Source organism: Woeseia oceani (assembly GCF_001677435.1).
Taxonomy (GTDB): domain Bacteria; phylum Pseudomonadota; class Gammaproteobacteria; order Steroidobacterales; family Woeseiaceae; genus Woeseia; species Woeseia oceani.
Genome location: NZ_CP016268.1, coordinates 1,675,680 through 1,693,154 on the forward strand (window position 1 = coordinate 1,675,680; position 17,475 = coordinate 1,693,154).

Sequence of the window (17,475 nt, forward strand, 5' to 3'; positions counted from 1 at the left end):
CTCGGTATCAGTTCTGGCATAAGGCTTGCATCAGGGTTCGTTAAGAACTACTGGAGCTTGAGATGGCAGACACAGATACAGCGACCGTTGACGGTCAACCGGAAGCTGACGCGGCCCCCGCGAGCGGCGGACTGATAAAAAAACTCATGATCGGCGGCGGCGCAGTGGCGCTCCTGGCCGCTGGCCTGTTCGCAGGCCCTGTTGTGCAGAACATGCTGGCACCGGCAGCGGACGAGCCGCTCGCCGAGGAAGCGGCGGAAGCCGTGGCAAGGCCGGCCAATGCGGGTGGGCCTGAGCTGTACACCGGTTTGCACCCCGCCATGGTGGTCAATTTCCGTGACGCGGTTGGTGATCAGCATTTCATGCAAATTGAAATGGAAGTCATGGCCCGCGATCAGGATGTTATCGACGCGGTTAAAGACCACACCCCTCTGATTCGGAACAACCTGATCCTGTTGTACGGCGGGGTGTCTTACGAGCACATCACCACCCGCGCCGGCAAGGAACAGATGCTGGCTGACGGTCTGAAAGAAATTCAGGACGTGCTCACCGCCCGTATCGGGAAGCCGAACGTCGAAGCCCTGTATTTCACCAGTCTGATCATCCAGTAGCCGGAGCCCACCATGACTGAACAGGTTCTGTCGGACGATGAAAAGAATGCGCTGCTGGAAGGCGTTTCTTCCGGTGCCATTGAAGTGCAGTCGGCAGACGGCCCGCAATACAAGACCGTCAAGCCGTACGTAATTGGCCCACGTGCACGCATCGTCAGTAACAGTTTTCCGCGCCTCGAGAGCATGAATGAACAATTTGCTTCGCGGCTTGCCGAGAGCACCGCCGGTTTGCTGCAAGTTGAAGTCGATATCTCGGCTCGCGCCATTCGCCAGCAGGTTTTTGCGGATTACAGCGAACTCTGGCCGGCACGCTGTGTCGTGGTTGGTTTCACTGCTGCACCGCTGCCCGGTGAAGCATTGATCGTGTTCGACTCCGAGCTCGTCAGTCCGCTGGTCGAAGCGTTCTTCGGCGGCAATAGTCCGGAGTCCGAGGCCAGCACCGATACCGCGCATTCGGCAGGCGCGCTCAGCATTCTGCAACTGCTGGTTCGCGAAATTTTTACAGCCATGCACGCGGTCTGGTTGCCGCTGCGCGACCTCAAAACCGAACGCGCTGAAACGCGTATCGGTCTTGATCTGGTCGAGTCCATCGCTCCCGCCGAGAGCATCATCGCCAGCGAATTCGAAGTCACGATCGGTGAGGGCAATGAACAGCGCGCCTCATTCAGCGTGGTGTGGCCGGTGAACACAGTAGCGTCCTTGCGCCCGGCGCTGGAAGGCAAACGTCGGGAACGCGACCACGCCGAAGACCAACGCTGGGAGAAAGTACTGCGTCGCCGAATGATCGACGTCATCGTGGATCTCAGCTCCAACGTAGGCCACGCACGCATGACTCTCGGTGAACTGGTGAACCTGGCTCCTGGCGATGTAATCGGCATCGACACGCCACGGGTTGCGACAGTCCTTGCACACGGCGTGCCCTTGATAGAAGGGCGTTTTGGTGTACAGGCCGGACGCAATGCCGTTGAAGCGGTCGCGTGGCTGGAGTCACAGAACAGCAACTGAACTTTCTGAGGAACAATTGAGATGAGTGAACAACAGCAAGAGACGAGTGGCGAGCAGTTCGCGCCGGATGAGCTGGGCGCTGGCAAAGCGGCCAACAACGGTGCGGATGTCAATCTGGACCTGGTACTTGATGTGCCGGTCAACGTGACGCTGCGGGTGGGTTCGACCGAAGTGCCCATACGTGAACTGGTCAAGTTGGTGGAAGGCTCGGTCATCGCACTTGACCGGGATGCGAGTCAGGCTATGGACGTGCTGGTTAACGGCACACTGATCGCGCACGGCGAAATTGTCGTCGTCGATGACAAATTCGGTGTCCGTCTCACTGACGTTGTCAGTCCTGCCGAACGCATCAAGACTATTAACTGAGTTCGGGACGATTAACGCAATGATTCGCGTAATTCATAACACCGCATTGATCGCGGTGTGCTCGGTACTGCAGACGGTGCCGGCTGTAGCGGCAACCGTTCCGCGTGCAGCACCGGTTGGTGCAGACGACGTGCTGAACATGGGCACGGGCCTGATCCTGGTAATCGGTGCAATCCTGGTTACGGGCTGGTTGTATTCGCGTACCCGGAAAATGCGCGGTGCCAGTGGCGACCTTATTCGTATCGTTGCCAGCCAGCCGCTCGGTACCCGGGAGCGTGTGTTGTTGCTGCAGGTAGCCGACAAACAGCTGCTGGTCGGCATGACCAGCAGCCAGGTGCAAACCCTGCACGTCTTCGATGACCCGGTGGCGATAGCAGAGGTACCCGCCAACGGCTTCGCCGAGCGCTTGCGAGCCGCCGTCAAGGGGCAGCAGAAATGAGCCGCACCGTTTTTGCACTGACGTTATTCCTGCTGCCTGCTCTGTCATTCGCCCAGGTCGAACCGGTAACCGTAACGGGCCCAACCGGCGAGTCGTTTTCGCTGAGTCTGCAAATTCTGGTTTTGATGACGCTGCTGACTTTGTTGCCAGCGGCCATACTTTCCACCACGGCCTTCGTGCGCATCATTATTGTGCTGTCGATACTTCGCCAGGCGCTCGGCACCGCACAAACACCGCCGAATCAGGTCTTGCTCGGAATCGCGCTGTTTCTGACGTTTTTTATCATGACGCCGGTCATCGACAGCGTGTACGCCGATGCCGTGAAGCCGTACATGAACGACGAAATATCCACCGAGGTGGCATTCACGCGGGCCGTCGCACCGCTGCGTGGATTTATGCTCGATCAGACCCGCGAAAGTGATCTGGAGTTGTTTGCCAACATCGGTCAGCGCACCGACATAACGTCAGTGGACGACATACCGCTCTCGATCGTTGTTTCGGGGTTTATGGTGAGTGAACTCAAGACCGCGTTCCAGATTGGTTTTCTGATTTTCATTCCGTTTCTGGTAATCGACCTGGTCGTCTCGAGCGTGCTGATGTCCATGGGCATGATGATGTTGTCGCCCATGCTCATCTCGCTGCCGTTCAAGATCATGTTGTTTGTGCTGGTCGATGGCTGGGCGCTGGTGCTCGGTACGCTCGCTTCCAGTTTCTACACCTGAGGCCAACGACATGACACCAGAAACCGTCACGACGATTGGCCAGGAAGCCCTGTGGGTAACGATGCTCATCGCAGCACCGCTGTTGCTGTCGGCGCTCGCTGTGGGCTTGCTGGTCGGCATGTTTCAGGCGGCCACACAGATTAACGAGATGACGATGAGCTTCATACCGAAACTGCTGGTCATCGTTGCCGCACTGATCATCGCCGGTCCGTGGATGCTGGGTGTGATAGTGAACTACACACAACAACTGATGGCGCAAATTCCATCACTTATTTCGTAGGCCCGATTATGCCGCGAGGTTGCCATGAACAAGAGACAGAAGAGTGAATCTGAACCTGACCATAGGTCCGTTGTTCGAGTCGATCGCCGTGTATCTATGGCCGTTCGTCCGGGTAGCGGCATTCGTTATGGTCATGCCTGTGATTGGTGGCAGCTTTGTGCCGGGTCGCGTACGCCTGATGATCGCGCTGGTGCTGACGCTGGTCATCGCGCCGGTTCTGCAGCCAGCGATAACGGTCAATTTTCTGAGCTTCGCCGGGGTCATTATTATCCTTCAGGAACTGGCGATAGGCATTGCGATGGGGTTTGCAGTGCAGCTGATATTCGATGCGATTGCGCTGGGCGGCCAGGTTGTAGCAATGAGCATGGGTCTCGGCTTCGCGGTATTTCTGGACCGTCAGCGCGGCGTCAATATTCCGGTGCTGGGTCAATTTTTCCTGATGCTCGGGATGCTGATTTTTCTGTCGCTCGACGGACACCTGGCACTAATACAACTGATTGGCGAGAGCTTCCGTATCTTGCCGATTGCCGGAGCTGGCCTGACTCAAGGGGCCGTTTCGTTTCTGCTGAGCTGGTCGGGTCAGGTCTTCGTGGTGGCCTTGAAAATCGCGCTGCCGGCGATTACCGCTCTGCTTGTGGTGAACCTGTCATTCGGCGTGATGAGTCGTGCCGCACCGACCTTGAACCTGTTCGCAGTCGGCTTTCCGGTTGCGATGTTATTGGGCTTCGTGGTCATTTTTCTCAGCATGGGCAGCCTGACGGAGAACGTGTCGCGTTCGACAGCCGACGCGTTGGAAATGCTACCCGCGCTGCTTAACAGCCGCTAGAGAGAACGAGAAAATGGCTGACGAGCAGCTACAGGACCGTACTGAACAAGCGACACCCAAGCGCCGTGAAGACGCGCGCAAAAAGGGCGACGTTCCCCGGTCACGCGAATTGACGATGACCGGCGTCATGTTGGCCGGCGCATCGGCCTTGTTGTTTCTTGCGGCGCCATTGGGCTCGTCAATAGTCGGCGGCTTTGAACGGTCTTTTTCCATTGAACGTGCGGCCATGTTCGATCCCAGTTACTTGCCGCGGGCTTTCGGCGCTGCTGCGGTAGAAGCCATGCTCGGTCTGGCACCACTGGCGATCGTTTTGTTACTGGCGGTATTCGGCAGTGCAACACTGATCGGCGGTTGGTCATTCAGTATGAAAGCGGCGGCCTTCAAAGGCAGCCGTATGGACCCGATTAAAGGACTGAAGCGAATTTTCAGCGCGAACAGCCTGAATGAACTGGTCAAGTCGATGGCCAAGTTTTTTATTGTTGGCCTGATCGCGGTGCTCTGGCTGTGGTGGTCGGTTGACGAGCTGCTGATGCTTGGGCGGCAGCCAGTGAAGGAAGCGGTACTGGCGGCATTGCAGCTTTGCGGCGTGTCGCTGTTGGTAATCAGTTGCGGCTTGATACTCATAGCAATGGCGGATGTGCCGTTTCAGCTCTGGAGCTACCAGAAAAAACTGAAAATGACGCGCACGGAAATTCGCGACGAATTCAAGGAAACCGAAGGCCGACCGGAAGTGAAGGGCCGGATACGCCAGATGCAACAGCAAGCCGCCCAGCGGCGCATGATGGAGGACGTGCCAACGGCCGACGTTGTCATTACCAACCCAACGCATTTTGCTGTTGCGCTCAAGTACGACCCGAACGGCAGCGGTGCGCCGCGGGTGGTTGCAAAAGGCAAGGACCTCATCGCCGCACGGATACGCGAGATCGCGACCGACAACCGCGTGCCGTTGTTCTCGGCACCGCCGTTGGCGCGTTCGCTCTACCGCAGCACCAAGCTGGGCCAGGAAATTCCCGGCGCATTGTACAGCGCGGTGGCGCAGGTGCTTGCTTACATCTTTCAGATTCGCGACGCGGCTTTGCCGGCGCACAAGTGGCCAGAGCGACCGGATCCCGTGGTCGACGAGAGTCAGTTCTAACTTAACTTTTTTGACGGAATAACAGCATGGCAAATTCGAAGGGTCTGGCAAGCGATATTGTTCGCGGATTGGGTGTACCGCTCATGCTGTTGACGATGTTGGCGATGGTCATGATACCGCTGCCGCCAATGGCGCTCGACATTCTGTTCACCTTCAACATTGCGTTGGCGGTAGCCATTCTGCTGACGGCTATTTACGTGGGCAGGCCGCTGGATTTCGGCGTCTTCCCAACCATCTTGCTGGTGGTGACCTTGTTGCGCCTGGTACTGAACGTGGCATCGACCCGGGTCGTCTTGCTGGACGGTCATACCGGCACCGGAGCTGCGGGCAAGGTTATTGAGGCATTCGGTGAGTTTGTGGTTGGCGGCAACTATGCAGTCGGTCTGGTGATCTTCGGCATTCTGGTCATTATCAATTTCGTCGTTGTCACCAAAGGTGCGGGTCGCGTGTCGGAAGTCACCGCCCGGTTTACCCTCGATGCAATGCCCGGCAAGCAAATGGCCATCGACGCGGATCTGAATGCGGGCGTGATCGATCAGGACGCCGCACGTCTGCGCCGCCAGGAAATCGGCGAAGAGGCGGATTTCTACGGTTCAATGGACGGTGCCAGCAAATTTGTTCGCGGCGACGCAGTGGCCGGCATACTCATACTGTTCATCAACATCATAGGTGGTCTCATCATTGGTACCGCCCAGCATGATTTGTCGCTCAGCGCGGCCATGCACAATTACACGCTGCTGACGATCGGTGACGGACTGGTTGCCCAGATTCCGTCACTGCTGCTGTCGACAGCGGTTGCGATCATTGTCACGCGCATGTCCAAGTCGCAGGACATGGGTACCCAGATGTTCACGCAGCTGTTCGCCGATCACCGCACATTGATCGTGACGGCGACGGTACTGACGGTGCTGGGTTTGATTCCGGGTATGCCGAATTTTGCCTTCCTGTCACTGGCCGCGGCCTGTGGCTGGGGCGCGTGGCGCATGGCCAAACAGCGCCAGCAGGCGACCCGGCCGCAGGCCGAGCCGGCCGAGCAGGGCGGCCGCCTGGCCAGTTTGCCGGACCTGAGCTGGCAGGACGTGTCGTCCGTTGACATGGTTGGCCTCGACGTGGGTTATCGACTGATACCGCTGGTTGACCGGGCACGGGACGGCGCGCTGGTGAGCCGGATCAAGGGCGTGCGCAAGAAACTGACCGAAGATCTGGGCTTCCTGATTCCGCCGGTACATATCCGCGACAACCTCGATCTTGGTCCGAGCTTTTACCGCATTTCCCTGATGGGCGTGCCTATAGGCGAGGCCGAAGTCCACATCGATCGGGATCTGGCGATCAATCCCGGACAGGTGTTCGGCAAGGTGAACGGTATCGCGACCCGTGACCCGGCGTTCGGCCTGGAAGCCTACTGGATTGATGCCGGGCAGCGTGAGGAGGCACAAATGCTGGGTTACACGGTGGTCGACACGGCCACAGTCGTGGCTACGCACCTGAGCCAGCTGTTGCAGAACCATGCACACGAGCTGCTGGGCCACGAGGAAACCCAGCAGTTGCTGGATCGGCTGGCTGCCAGCACGCCCAAACTGGTCGAGGAACTGACCCCGAAGACCCTGCCGATGAGTGTGATCGCCCGGGTTCTGCAGAATCTGCTGGAAGAGGGCATTTCGGTGAAGAATATCCGCCGGATTGCCGAAACCTTGGCGGAAAACGGTGCCAAGAGTCAGGATCCTGACGTTTTGTCGGCGGCCGTGCGTGTTTCGCTGGGTCGCTCGATTGTCCAGAACGTAGCAGGGACGCGGGCTGAGCTACCTGTTTTGACCCTGGAGCCAGAGTTGGAACGAATCTTGAATGAGAGTACTCGAGACGGGTCGAGCATGGGGCTGGAACCCGGTCTGGTGGAGAGGTTGCATGAATCGCTCAACGAGCAGGCACAGAAGCAGGAAGTCAGCGGGGACCCGGCCGTATTGCTGGTACCGCCCAACCTGCGGCCGTGGCTGGCACGCATGATGCGCGGTATTCGCAACCTGCACGTATTGGCCTACAACGAGATTCCGGACGACAAGCGGATTCAGATGGTCGGTGCGGTGAGCTAGGCGCTCTGGCAGCACTTGAGGACTAACAGTGAAGATCAAACGATTTGTTGACAAGGATATGCGGACGGTACTCCGGCAGGTTCGTGCGGAGCAGGGGCCCGATGCCGTCATACTTTCCAATCGCCGTGTCGATGAAGGCATCGAGGTGATTGCCGCGGTCGACTACGACGCAGCCCTGATGCAGCACGCTATGGGCAGCACGCCGGGGGGCCGCGAGGAAGCAGCCGCCAGGCCAGCGGAGATCGAGCCGGCAGCGGCTGGCGCCGATGTCGATGACCACGACGACTACGTCGAGCTGAGTTCGCAAGTCAAAGCGGACGCCAATGCCGAGCCCGTTGCCATTCCGAATGCGGTCAGCCCTGCGAAAGCAGCCAGCCAGGTCGCCAAACCGGTCGTTGCTGCCGCGCTGGCTCCGACAGCACCTCCGACAGCACCTCCGACAGCACCTTCGGCAGCCGTGGCGCCGCCCAGCGTGATTGACTTCGATCTGTCGCGCACGTCTGCCAACGGCAGCAATGACTATACGCTGGACGCTTTGGTCGGCAAGGAATCATCCCTGCTGGCCATGCGTTCCGAGATCAGTTCGTTGCGCGGTCTGCTGGAAAACCAGGTGTCCGGTTTGTTGTGGAAGGAAGGCAGCACCCGTTCGCCGATACTGGCGCAAGTACTGCGCAATATGGCTCGTCTCGGGATCGCCCCCGACGTTGCGAGCATGCTTCTGAACAAGTTGGGTCCCGTGGATGACCTCAAACACATCTGGCAGCAACCGCTGGCGACTCTGGCGCAACTGATTCCTGTGACCGGCGACCGTTTGCTGACGGACGGCGGCGTTGCCGCCTTAATCGGTCCGACGGGCGTTGGCAAGACCACAACCATCGCCAAACTGGCAGCACGCTACGCGATGCACCATGGCACCGATGACATTGCGCTGGTTTGCGCAGATGCGTACCGCATAGGTGCCCGCGAGCACCTGACCGCGTTCGCCAATATTCTTGGCGTGAAGGTGGTATCGGTCAGTGACCCGCAGGATCTCGGCCGGGTGCTGGGTACCTTGTCGTCCAAAAAATTAGTGCTGATCGACACCGAGGGTGTCAGTCAGCGTGATGCTGACCTGACCCGCCGGCTAGGCGACTGGAAGCAGAACGGTGAAGGCATCAAGTTCTACCTGACCTTGTCCGCTACTGCGCAGGAAGCGGCACTGGATGAAACCATTGCCAGCTTCAGCCAGGTGCCATTGACCGGTGCGGTTGTGACCAAAGTGGACGAAGCAGGGCAACTCGGCTGCGTACTGAGCGCATTGATCCGCCGGCAGCTGGCTCTGGCCTGGATCACGGACGGCCAGCATATTCCCGATGATCTGCACGCTGCGGAACGGCGCAAGCTGTGGCTGCTGAAGCGTGCGGTTGACTGCATTGAAGCGAGTGAACCACAGATAGATGAATTGATGATGGCTGAACGGTACGGCAAGGTGAGTGCGACCCATGCATAGTGTTTCTCAAGGCGAAGGAATCAAACAGGCACTTGCACGGCGGCCCGTCAAAGTCGTTGCGATAACCAGTGGCAAAGGCGGCGTGGGCAAGACCAACGTCGCAACGAATCTCGCTGTTGCGCTGTCAAACCGGCGTCGCAAGGTCATGTTGCTGGATGCCGATCTTGGCCTCGCGAACATAGACGTACTGCTGGGATTGCAGCCTCGCTTTAATCTGTCGCACGTGATCAGTGGCGAGGCCGATCTTGCCAGCACGATCATTAACGGTCCGGCCGGTGTGCAAATCGTCCCGGCCGCATCCGGCAATTTTTCAATGACCGATGTGCCACCGGCTTCCCAGGCCGCGATAGTGCAGGCGTTCTCCGATCTCGGTGAACAGCCCGATGTGCTGATCGTGGACACTGCGGCCGGGATATCAGAGTCGGTCGCTCGTTTTGTACAAGCCGCACAGCAGGCCATCATCGTTGTATGTGATGAGCCCTCATCGATTACTGATGCTTATGCGCTCATCAAGGTATTCAGTCGGCACTACGGCATTAGCCGTTTTCAGGTACTGACCAACCAGACCCGTGACGCGCGTCATGGTCAGGATCTCTACACCAAGATCCGCAAAGTCGCGGATCGTTACCTGGACGTCGTCTTGCGGCATGTCGGCAATGTGCCACACGATCAGTACCTGCGCCGGGCGGTGCAGGAACAACGGGCTGTAGTGGATGCATACCCCGCCAGTATTGCCGGAGAAGCCTTTCAGCGCATTGCGCAAACGGTGGACGAATTGCCGACCGCCCGTGGCCCGCAGGGAGGTATCGAGTTCTTCTTCGAGCAATTGCTGCACGCCGAAACGGCCTGTGTGGGGAGCATGGCATGATTGGCTACGCCAATTATTCGAGCAATCAGTACATCTCACAGGATGAACTGGTTACGTCGCATGTCGATCTTGTCAAACGTATTGCCCATCATTTGGTCGCACGGCTGCCGGCAAGCGTGGAAATCGATGATCTGCTGCAGGCCGGCATGATCGGATTGCTCGAAGCTTCACGGAACTTCGATGCCAGCAAAGGTGCCAGTTTCGACACGTATGCCGGTATTCGCATTCGCGGTTCGATGCTGGACGAGGTACGGCGACTGGACTGGACTCCGCGTTCGGTACACCAGAAGCATCGACAGGTTTCTGCGGCGGTGCGTGAAATCCAGGCAGAAACCGGCCGACCGGCCGAGTCGCAGGAAATCGCAGCACGACTTGGCATCTCCATCGATGAATACCACGACATTCTTGCGGATTCCGCAGGCAGTCGATTGTTCAGTTTTGAAGAAGCGAATGAAGACTGGCAGGTCGGTCAGGAGCTGCCGGCTTCTGACGTGGCAACGCCGGACCAGGCCTTTGGCGACGACCAGTTTCGGGAGTTTCTGATCGAGGCGATAGGTGATTTGCCCGAACGTGAGCGCCTGGTGTTGTCGCTGTACTACGAACGCGAACTTAACCTGAAGGAAATCGGTGCGGTACTCGGCGTCAGCGAGTCTCGTGTTTGTCAGATTCACGGTCAAGCGCTCGTTCGCTTGCGTGCGATGACCAGCAAAGGAGCCTGATGCGATGGCTGATAACGGAATATCGGGTCTCTACCGGATCTTGCCGGCTTATTCGGTCAAGCCGCCACAGCCCGTGGGCAAGGAAGGCGAGCAGGAACGCCGCGAACAAAGCAAGCGGCCGGACGAGGATGTCACTGACACTCAGGAAGAAAAGCAACGTCCTGAGGACGGTGATGACAATTCAGTAATTGATGAGTATGTGTAATGTATATCGATGATGCTTTCTGGCAGTATTCATTGCTGCTTGCGAACGCCCTGTTGTTGGGTGCTGCAGCTTTGGTGATTGTGCGCTTGCGCAGGGAACTGCATACGATGCGTGAGTTCTGGACCAGCCCGGCGATGGCCGCGATGCAGCCGGAACCTTACGATGATCGCGATTTGCGACGTATGTTCGATCGAAGATTGACCATGCTGCAGAAATACGTTGAGCAACAGGTAGCGGCACGCCCGAATATGGTGGCGGAAAGTCCTGCGGCTGTCGCGCCGCGCAGTAACGAGCTACCGGTTGAGTATGCGACGCGAATGGCACGTGCCGGTGCAAGCGAAGACGACCTGGTTCGCGGCTGCGGTCTGAACAAAGGTGAGGCGCAGCTATTAATGAGATTACATGCTGGACGTACGTCAGCAACCCAAGCAATTACACACTAAGGACCACGAGTCGATGAGCAGTAAAGAGTACTTTCAACTGGTTTCGGATTTCGCCCGCGAATTAACCAAAGGTGATATCAGCCTGCCTTCCTTCCCGGAAGTTGTATTGCGAATTCGCAAGCTGTTGGAAAAAGACGATGTACTGATTGAACAGGTCAGCGGCGCGGTAAGTACCGACCCTGTATTGGTATCTCGACTGCTGGTTTTTGCCAACTCGTCGCACCACAACCCTGCCGGTGTGCGCATCGAATCACTGGACGTCGCTATCAGCCGGCTGGGTTTTGAGCTCGTAAAGAACACAGCTGTGTCACTGGCTATCAAGCAGATTGCACTGGCTGAACAGCACAAAGACATAGCGCCGCAAATGCGCGCGGTCTGGCAGCGAAGCATGCAGTTGGCGGCTATGTCGTCTGTGGTCGCGGCGCGCAAACGGGGCCTGGATAAGGAAACGGCGTTCCTGTGCGGCCTGTTGCATCAAGTGGGCAAGCTCTACATTCTGACCCGCAGCAAGGACTATCCAGCGTTGCTGGCGGACCCCGAACAGTTCGACGTGCTGGCCGACGACTGGCATCCCAAAGTCGGCAAGAGCATCGTCGAATCGTGGAATTTTCCGGACGAGGTTGTGCGCACGCTGGAACCCGATGAGCACCTGAGTGACTTCACCCATGAAGACGCTACACTGGTGGACGTTGTGTACGTGGCGGGACAGCTACTGAAATTCGAAGATAACGACGACGACGGCGCCGCTGTTGAAGCGTTGTTGTCTGAACCAGCCGCCACCCGGATAGGCATCGCGCCGGAGAATCTTGCCGGGTTACGTACCGCGTACAATGAGAAGCTCAGCGCGGTCCGCGAAGCTCTGACGACCTGAGTTTCAGTCGTTGTAGCTGTCGAGTTCCAGCCGGCGCATCCGGAGTGTTTCGGACTCCCGGCTGAACAGGTGCTGGATCAGTATTTCCTTCTGGGCGGCAGTCATGCCGACGAACTCAACGGCAATGCCGTGCGGCCGGCTGGCATCGCTTTCAGCCGGCGGTTCGGTGATGCGCACGACCCGGCAGAAGGTTTCTATGTAACGACTGTCTGATTCCAGTAACAGCCGTAATACCAGTTTGGTTTCCGGAGCATAGGCCTCCGCGGCACCAAATACCATGCCGTCTGCACTGAGTTCGCAAACCTGGGGCATCTGCCGTGCCAACGACGCTTTGCATTCGCGAAACGCGGGCAGTTGTTCGACGACGATATTCAATTTTTCGTTGAGCAAGGTCAGGATAGCTGCGACTTTTTCGGATTGTGCCTTCATCAGGAACAGCTTTTCGTCGAGGCGTGCATCCAGATCGATCATGCGTGAGCGCACGCCTTCACTGTTGCCCTCCCGGATTCGCCTTCGTTCGAGCCCGCCATTGAATTCGTCTTCGCTGATCACTTCGTAGCGCAGGTAGACGGACTCGACGATGCGAAAGGACCGACGATGCTTGCTGCCGTTACTCATCGTTTGCTACCCCTATAGTTAGTTTGCTCACGACAGGAGCATCGACGCTTTGTTCGGTCACGTCATCAATATCCCCACCGCGAATAATACTGATATCGACCCGGCGGTTCTTCGCGCGATTCTCGGCGGAGTCGTTGTCAGCCCGCGGCCGGGTATCGGCATGCCCGGTAACCATGAAGCGTCCTTCATCAGCTGAAGCGGTCTTTAGCAGTTCATGCGTCACGGACACAGCCCGCGACGTCGACAGATCCCAGTTCGAACGAAAACGCTCATTGTAAATGGGGATGTTGTCAGTGTGGCCGGACACCGTGATTTCGCCGCTGTTGGTGTCAATCATGCTGCCGATCTTGAGCAGCACCGGTGCGAATGCGGGACGGACGTCGGCCTGGCCCGATTCAAACGAGGCTTTTTCAAGAATGCGAATGATGACCTTCATGCCCTCAGTTTCGACGGCGACACTGCCGTTGGCAATTTCTTCCTGTAATGCAAGTCGCAGGCGTTTGGCATGCTTCTGAGTTTCTTCAACCTCTTTGGACTTTCGATCCAGCAGGTCAAGCGTGTTTTGATTGGAATCGATCGTAAACTGCTTAACCTGTTTAAGTGCAGTTGGGTCCGGTCGTCCGGGACTGAATTCCCGGGTAACCACGCTGGTCCCCTTGGGAATGCTCTTGACCTCTATTTCAGCCTGCACGCCGAATGCATTCTTCATTGAGCCGGACAGCTGTTTGAATTTCAGCACGTCCATTTCGGAGAATGCCAGCAGCAGGACGAAGAAACACATCAACAGCGTCATCAGGTCTGCGAAGGTCATTACCCATGCAGGTACTCCGCCGCCACCGTCCGATTTCTCTTGTGCCTGATCCACCGCGGCGAGCCCTTAATCGACGTCGTCGACCGGCCGCTTGGAACGCGGCAGGTAGGTTTGCAGCATGTTCTCAATGACCCTTGGATTCTGGCCGCCCTGGATCCCGAGCAGCGCGTCAATGATCAGTGATTTGCGAGTGTTTTCTTCGCGACTGCGTACGGACAGTTTGTCAGCGATGGGCAAGGCGAACATGTTGGCAAGAATGGCGCCGTAAAGCGTGGTGAGCAGCGCGACTGCCATAGCCGGACCGATTTGCTTGGGATCGTCCATATTGGCCAGCATTTGCACCAGGCCGATCAGCGTTCCGATCATGCCCATGGCGGGGCCGACATCACCGATGGCCTTGAAAATATCCTGACCGTCGCTGTGCCTGGCAAGCGTCATATTGAGGTCTTTGGTCAGCATTGAGCGCACGATTTCGGCAGGATGGCCGTCGATCAGCAATCCCAGGCCGGATTTCATGAATTCATCAGGGACTTCCGCGTCCTCAAGCGCCAGCAGACCACCCTGGCGAGCGGTCTTGGCGAGCTCGACAGCGGTTGCGATCAGTTCTTCAGGTTCGGTTGGCTTGTGCAGAAACGCTTTTACAGCAATGGATGCCGCACCAAGGAACTTGCCCAGGCTGAACTTCATCATGGTAACAAGTACGGTACCGCCCAGTACCACCAGCAAGGATGGCATGTTGACGAAGGTACCGGCCGAGCCGCCGAGCATGATTGACGCCAGCACGATGCCGAAAGCGCCTATCAATCCGATAAGTGTTGCAAGATCCAACGCGATGTCCTCCGTTCCTTCGGAATCCAAGTTGGGCAGAGATCTGCCGGTAATTCAGGGTTGCTGTTACTACAGGTTATCGGCAGGAAGCGCGCCGCCTTTAGCTGCCTACTTATGCCGATTTGGCGGCGATGGTTTCGACTTCAGCTTCTGCGTACTTGTAGCAATTCCTGCCAGCGTCCTTGGCTGCGTACAGGGCACTGTCAACGCGCTTGATGATTGATTCCACGGTGTCACCCGGGATCACTTCCGTGTAGCCCGATGAACAGCCGAGGCGTACGCCGTCGGGGGCGTAGGGGACAGTGATCTCGCCGACGTATTCGTAGAAACGACTCAGTAGCGTTGCTGAGTTGGCGGCCGTTGTATCCGCGAGAATAACGGCAAATTCGTCCCCCCCGTAGCGCGCGACGAAATCAGTCTTGCGAATAAACGAACGTGCCAATGCGTCGCCGACCGAACGCAATACTTCGTCGCCGGCGGCATGCCCGTAGGTGTCGTTGACTGTCTTGAAATGATCAATGTCGAGCAAAATGACCGTGACCGGCTGGTTTAGAATGAAATTGATGTTCAGGCAGTGGATGATCGCCTGATCGAAGGCGCCGCGATTAAACGCGCCGGTCAGCGAGTCACGTGACATTTTTTCGCGAACCGACAACAGATCCTGGCGCAGGCTGCTCATGCGCTGGTTCATTTCGCTGATTCGTTTTTCGTAATCCTGCTTTTGTTGCGCAAGGCTTTCGGCAATATTGCGGATGGTCTGATTCAACGTCGCTTTGATCTCCGGCAGCAAGCCGGTCGCAACGGCTGCCTCGACTGACTTCAGGTTGCGATTAATGCAAAACTCGGTTTCCCGGTCACGTTGAGCGATTTCCCGCAGTCCGCCAACGAGATCCTCCACCACGCCACGGTAATCGGCCATGCGAGAGTTAACGAAGTCGCGTTCGCTTTGCCGTCGATCGATGTAGAAACGGCGAACATGACCCCAGCGGCGTTCTCCATCATTCGAACCGGCGATGTCGAGGGACGGTACCGGCGCGCCATTTTCGACGTGGCAGGCCAGTTCGGTGCATTGCGTAGGGAACAGCTCTTCCGGAGCTCCGTCGTCGATGTCGAAGCTGATCTCACCCATGGTACGAACGATAGTGCCGAGCGTGTCGATAGCACCGTCCGCGGTATTCGTGGCAAAACTGGCAGTGGCGGAGGGCAGGTCTTCGCCGTTGCCCTTTCGACCACCCATCAATTTGTTTACAAAGCCCATAGGAATGATCCTGCGTATTGTGGAGGCCGCATCAATTGCAGCCGTCAGGCAGGATATCGGGAATGTGGGCCGGAACTTTAGAGTGTGGCTTGCAAACTGTGACCGTGTTCCGTTATTTACGGTGTTCTGTTGAATATGCGTCATTTAGGCGGGTTGGCGCATACTTGGAAACTGTGACTTCAATGCTTGTTTGCTTGGGGTGGGAAACATATATTCAGAGTCCACACGACGTTCTCGCTGAAATTGTTCCGAATGAGACAAATCGTGTTGGCACTCTGTACTGGCAATGATGCGGTACGTATTCTGGCGAGCCAGACGGTTGGCTGGACTTGATGACAAACAAGGACTGTTTCGCAGCACACTTGCGATGCACATTTGAAGGAACAATAGGCATGTCCGGCTCAACTCAAGCAATTGCGGCACCGCAAGCGGCAGCAACAGACCCGTCTGTCAGCGGCGCCTCACTGAGCAGGCATCAGCCCCGGCATTTGATTGTTGTCATACACGAAGCGGCGGACCAGTCGCGGCAAATCAAAGAACTCATCGAATTCATGGATGCTCCGCAAGTGCTGACGGCGACAGCCGACAACTGGCGGGCGCAGATTGGCGATAGCCGCCTTGCAGCGGTGTTTGTGAGTGCCGGTTTGCCGAAGTCCGTTCAAAGCCGGATTTTCGATGGCGTTGCGGCGATCGATTGCAATGTGCCGTTGGTCGTAACGGGCGACGGCGGTTCTTTGTCGGATAAAGCAGCGCCGTGGGCACGCATCCTCAATCTCCCCAACCCGATGCAGATTGACGAACTCAGCGCCGTGCTCGAAGAAATCTGGGCGGTCAATGTGGTGCGCCGCAGCGACACGATGGCGCCAGGCACGGAGCTCATCGGCGAAAGCAACGACATGCGCATGATTCGGGCGCTCATTGAGCGGGTTGCACCGTCACAGGCAACGGTCCTGATCACGGGCGAGTCCGGCACCGGTAAAGAACTGATCGCCCGGCAAATTCATGAGCAGTCGGGGCGCACTGGCGAGTTCGTTGCAATCAATTGCGGCGCCATTCCCGAGCACCTGCTGGAAAGCGAGTTGTTCGGCCACGAACGTGGTGCCTTCACCGGTGCCCAGGTCGCGCGGGCAGGTCGTTTCGAACTGGCTGAGGGCGGCACGCTGTTTCTCGACGAGATTGGCGACATGCCGACCGCGATGCAGGTCAAGTTATTGCGCGTGTTGCAGGAACGGGTCATTGAGCGGATTGGTGGCACCAAGAGTATCCCGGTGGATATTCGGGTGATCGCTGCGACTCATAGAAACCTGCAGCAACGCATTGATGAGGGCACATTTCGCGAAGATCTTTTCTACCGCCTGAGCGTCTTTCCGATCGAGGCCTCGCCGTTGCGCGAGCGCCCGGACGATGTGCCGGCGCTGGCCAACATGCTGATCGACAAAGTCGCGGAACGCTACGGTGTGCGCATTTCCCTTAGCGATGCCGCTCTGGCGGCATTGTGTGACTACGAATGGCCGGGCAATGTCCGGGAACTGGCCAACGTCATTGAACGACTCGCGGTCCTGCGACCGCACGGCGAAGTGCAGCTTGATGAGTTGCCGGGCGCGATTCGTGGCGACGGCGGAGACAGGGGCGAAGATGACGCTGATGCCGGCGTTGCGGAGTCGACCCTGCAACTGCCGGACGATGGTCTTGATCTCAAACAGCATCTGGCGACCATCGAGCGGGATATGATCGCTGCCGCTCTGCGCGAAGCCGATGGCGTTGTGCAAAAAGCGGCGAAGAGTCTGGGGCTCGGCCGGACTACGCTCGTCGAGAAGATTCGTCGCCACGATTTGCGCGACTAGGCCAATACCGCGGCACTTGGCATAGCCGTCCGGAACGGCAATTTTCAATC

General features: G+C 57.6%; 20 protein-coding genes. 16 read left to right on the forward strand and 4 right to left on the reverse strand.

Annotation, left to right across the window (positions count from 1 at the left end):
• Positions 1 to 62 precede the first annotated feature (62 nt).
• The 15 genes from BA177_RS07375 to BA177_RS07445 are packed head-to-tail and all read left to right on the forward strand — an operon-like array spanning position 63 to position 12,066.
• Positions 63 to 611, forward strand: a complete 549-nt coding sequence (locus tag BA177_RS07375) for a flagellar basal body-associated FliL family protein (RefSeq protein ID WP_068614893.1) — start codon at positions 63 to 65, stop codon at positions 609 to 611.
• Positions 612 to 623: 12 nt separating this feature from the next.
• Positions 624 to 1,616 carry a flagellar motor switch protein FliM gene (locus BA177_RS07380; protein ID WP_068614895.1) on the forward strand — a complete coding sequence of 331 codons (993 nt, stop codon included), beginning with the start codon at positions 624 to 626 and terminating at the stop codon, positions 1,614 to 1,616.
• 21 nt (positions 1,617 to 1,637) lie between these two features.
• On the forward strand, positions 1,638 to 1,982 hold the full coding sequence (gene fliN / locus BA177_RS07385) for a flagellar motor switch protein FliN (protein ID WP_068614898.1): 345 nt from the start codon (positions 1,638 to 1,640) through the stop codon (positions 1,980 to 1,982).
• A gap of 19 nt (positions 1,983 to 2,001) precedes the next feature.
• Positions 2,002 to 2,421 carry a flagellar biosynthetic protein FliO gene (fliO, locus tag BA177_RS07390; RefSeq protein WP_068614900.1) on the forward strand — a complete coding sequence of 140 codons (420 nt, stop codon included), beginning with the start codon at positions 2,002 to 2,004 and terminating at the stop codon, positions 2,419 to 2,421.
• Positions 2,418 to 3,143 carry a flagellar type III secretion system pore protein FliP gene (gene fliP / locus BA177_RS07395; RefSeq protein WP_068614903.1) on the forward strand — a complete coding sequence of 242 codons (726 nt, stop codon included), beginning with the start codon at positions 2,418 to 2,420 and terminating at the stop codon, positions 3,141 to 3,143. The genes fliO and fliP overlap by 4 nt, the downstream gene beginning before the upstream one ends.
• Before the next feature lie 10 nt (positions 3,144 to 3,153).
• On the forward strand, positions 3,154 to 3,423 hold the full coding sequence (gene fliQ, locus BA177_RS07400; protein ID WP_068614906.1) for a flagellar biosynthesis protein FliQ: 270 nt from the start codon (positions 3,154 to 3,156) through the stop codon (positions 3,421 to 3,423).
• A 43-nt stretch (positions 3,424 to 3,466) separates the two neighbouring features.
• Positions 3,467 to 4,249, forward strand: a complete 783-nt coding sequence (gene fliR, locus BA177_RS07405; protein ID WP_082989956.1) for a flagellar biosynthetic protein FliR — start codon at positions 3,467 to 3,469, stop codon at positions 4,247 to 4,249.
• A gap of 13 nt (positions 4,250 to 4,262) precedes the next feature.
• Positions 4,263 to 5,384, forward strand: coding sequence for a flagellar biosynthesis protein FlhB (flhB, locus tag BA177_RS07410; RefSeq protein WP_068614909.1), 1,122 nt, complete (start codon positions 4,263 to 4,265; stop codon positions 5,382 to 5,384).
• 26 nt (positions 5,385 to 5,410) lie between these two features.
• Positions 5,411 to 7,471, forward strand: coding sequence for a flagellar biosynthesis protein FlhA (flhA, locus tag BA177_RS07415; protein ID WP_068614912.1), 2,061 nt, complete (start codon positions 5,411 to 5,413; stop codon positions 7,469 to 7,471).
• A 28-nt stretch (positions 7,472 to 7,499) separates the two neighbouring features.
• Positions 7,500 to 8,960, forward strand: a complete 1,461-nt coding sequence (gene flhF, locus BA177_RS07420; protein ID WP_068614915.1) for a flagellar biosynthesis protein FlhF — start codon at positions 7,500 to 7,502, stop codon at positions 8,958 to 8,960.
• Positions 8,953 to 9,828: a MinD/ParA family protein gene (locus tag BA177_RS07425; RefSeq protein WP_068614919.1), complete on the forward strand. Its 876-nt coding sequence runs from the start codon at positions 8,953 to 8,955 to the stop codon at positions 9,826 to 9,828. Before flhF ends, BA177_RS07425 begins: the two co-directional genes overlap by 8 nt.
• A complete protein-coding gene (locus BA177_RS07430; protein ID WP_068614922.1) occupies positions 9,825 to 10,547 on the forward strand; it encodes an RNA polymerase sigma factor FliA in 723 nt (240 codons plus the stop codon). Before BA177_RS07425 ends, BA177_RS07430 begins: the two co-directional genes overlap by 4 nt.
• A gap of 4 nt (positions 10,548 to 10,551) precedes the next feature.
• Positions 10,552 to 10,752 carry a hypothetical protein gene (locus BA177_RS07435; RefSeq protein ID WP_068614925.1) on the forward strand — a complete coding sequence of 67 codons (201 nt, stop codon included), beginning with the start codon at positions 10,552 to 10,554 and terminating at the stop codon, positions 10,750 to 10,752.
• A complete protein-coding gene (locus tag BA177_RS07440; RefSeq protein WP_068614928.1) occupies positions 10,752 to 11,195 on the forward strand; it encodes a DUF2802 domain-containing protein in 444 nt (147 codons plus the stop codon). Before BA177_RS07435 ends, BA177_RS07440 begins: the two co-directional genes overlap by 1 nt.
• Before the next feature lie 13 nt (positions 11,196 to 11,208).
• Positions 11,209 to 12,066: an HDOD domain-containing protein gene (locus BA177_RS07445; protein ID WP_068614931.1), complete on the forward strand. Its 858-nt coding sequence runs from the start codon at positions 11,209 to 11,211 to the stop codon at positions 12,064 to 12,066.
• Positions 12,067 to 12,069: 3 nt separating this feature from the next.
• On the opposite strand, the gene BA177_RS07450 is transcribed toward BA177_RS07445, so the two are convergent.
• The 4 genes from BA177_RS07450 to BA177_RS07465 form a co-directional block, all read right to left on the reverse strand.
• On the reverse strand, positions 12,070 to 12,684 hold the full coding sequence (locus BA177_RS07450) for a PilZ domain-containing protein (protein WP_068614934.1): 615 nt from the start codon (positions 12,682 to 12,684) through the stop codon (positions 12,070 to 12,072).
• Complete coding sequence (locus BA177_RS07455) at positions 12,677 to 13,549, reverse strand: flagellar motor protein MotB (protein ID WP_231892501.1); 873 nt, start codon at positions 13,547 to 13,549, stop codon at positions 12,677 to 12,679. The genes BA177_RS07450 and BA177_RS07455 overlap by 8 nt, the downstream gene beginning before the upstream one ends.
• Before the next feature lie 12 nt (positions 13,550 to 13,561).
• Complete coding sequence (gene pomA / locus BA177_RS07460; RefSeq protein WP_068619043.1) at positions 13,562 to 14,323, reverse strand: flagellar motor protein PomA; 762 nt, start codon at positions 14,321 to 14,323, stop codon at positions 13,562 to 13,564.
• Between the two features lie 112 nt (positions 14,324 to 14,435).
• Positions 14,436 to 15,581, reverse strand: coding sequence for a GGDEF domain-containing protein (locus BA177_RS07465; protein ID WP_068614939.1), 1,146 nt, complete (start codon positions 15,579 to 15,581; stop codon positions 14,436 to 14,438).
• Between the two features lie 392 nt (positions 15,582 to 15,973).
• Between BA177_RS07465 and BA177_RS07470 the strand changes: the two genes are divergently transcribed.
• Positions 15,974 to 17,425 carry a sigma-54 interaction domain-containing protein gene (locus BA177_RS07470; protein WP_082989959.1) on the forward strand — a complete coding sequence of 484 codons (1,452 nt, stop codon included), beginning with the start codon at positions 15,974 to 15,976 and terminating at the stop codon, positions 17,423 to 17,425.
• The last annotated feature ends 50 nt before the right edge of the window (positions 17,426 to 17,475 follow it).

Coding starts and splice junctions, on each gene's coding strand:
- BA177_RS07375 (WP_068614893.1), top strand. CDS start 63: ATGGCAGACACAGATACAGCGACCGTTGACGGTCAACCGGAAGCTGAC.
- BA177_RS07445 (WP_068614931.1), top strand. CDS start 11,209: ATGAGCAGTAAAGAGTACTTTCAACTGGTTTCGGATTTCGCCCGCGAA.
- BA177_RS07450 (WP_068614934.1), bottom strand. CDS start 12,684: ATGAGTAACGGCAGCAAGCATCGTCGGTCCTTTCGCATCGTCGAGTCC.
- BA177_RS07435 (WP_068614925.1), top strand. CDS start 10,552: ATGGCTGATAACGGAATATCGGGTCTCTACCGGATCTTGCCGGCTTAT.
- BA177_RS07470 (WP_082989959.1), top strand. CDS start 15,974: ATGTCCGGCTCAACTCAAGCAATTGCGGCACCGCAAGCGGCAGCAACA.
- flhA (WP_068614912.1), top strand. CDS start 5,411: ATGGCAAATTCGAAGGGTCTGGCAAGCGATATTGTTCGCGGATTGGGT.
- fliN (WP_068614898.1), top strand. CDS start 1,638: ATGAGTGAACAACAGCAAGAGACGAGTGGCGAGCAGTTCGCGCCGGAT.
- BA177_RS07465 (WP_068614939.1), bottom strand. CDS start 15,581: ATGGGCTTTGTAAACAAATTGATGGGTGGTCGAAAGGGCAACGGCGAA.
- flhB (WP_068614909.1), top strand. CDS start 4,263: ATGGCTGACGAGCAGCTACAGGACCGTACTGAACAAGCGACACCCAAG.
- BA177_RS07425 (WP_068614919.1), top strand. CDS start 8,953: ATGCATAGTGTTTCTCAAGGCGAAGGAATCAAACAGGCACTTGCACGG.
- fliQ (WP_068614906.1), top strand. CDS start 3,154: ATGACACCAGAAACCGTCACGACGATTGGCCAGGAAGCCCTGTGGGTA.
- fliO (WP_068614900.1), top strand. CDS start 2,002: ATGATTCGCGTAATTCATAACACCGCATTGATCGCGGTGTGCTCGGTA.
- BA177_RS07440 (WP_068614928.1), top strand. CDS start 10,752: ATGTATATCGATGATGCTTTCTGGCAGTATTCATTGCTGCTTGCGAAC.
- BA177_RS07430 (WP_068614922.1), top strand. CDS start 9,825: ATGATTGGCTACGCCAATTATTCGAGCAATCAGTACATCTCACAGGAT.
- fliP (WP_068614903.1), top strand. CDS start 2,418: ATGAGCCGCACCGTTTTTGCACTGACGTTATTCCTGCTGCCTGCTCTG.
- BA177_RS07380 (WP_068614895.1), top strand. CDS start 624: ATGACTGAACAGGTTCTGTCGGACGATGAAAAGAATGCGCTGCTGGAA.